This is a genomic window from Streptomyces sp. WM6386, from assembly GCF_000972385.1.
GTDB lineage: Bacteria > Actinomycetota > Actinomycetes > Streptomycetales > Streptomycetaceae > Streptomyces.
The window spans coordinates 1-322 of the sequence record NZ_JXTE01000752.1; the positions used below are offsets into that span (position 1 = coordinate 1).

The following is a 322-nucleotide window of genomic DNA, read 5'->3' on the forward strand; positions in this document are numbered from 1 at the left end:
CTCGCCCTGGCAACGACCGACGAACGAGAACACGAACGGCCTGCTGCGTCAGTACTTCCCGAAGGGCACCGATCTGTCCCGGTGGTCGTCCGCAGACCTCGGAGCCGTCGCCATGGCGATCAACAACCGGCCCCGAAAGATCCTCGGCTGGCGGACACCCGCCGAGGTCTTCGAAGAGCAGCTACGCTCGTTGCAACAGCCCGGTGTTGCAACGACTGATTGAACTCGCCCAATACGTGTCAATTCGCTACACGGAACGGCTGTCGGACATCGGTGCCTCCGCGTCGGTCGGCTCCGTCGCGGACTCCTATGACAACGCCAT

General features: G+C 63.0%; 1 pseudogene. It reads left to right on the forward strand.

Going from position 1 to position 322, the window contains the following annotated elements:
• Positions 1–223, forward strand: a pseudogene (locus TN53_RS43520) (IS30 family transposase); the annotation flags it as partial.
• Positions 224–322 lie beyond the last annotated feature (99 nt).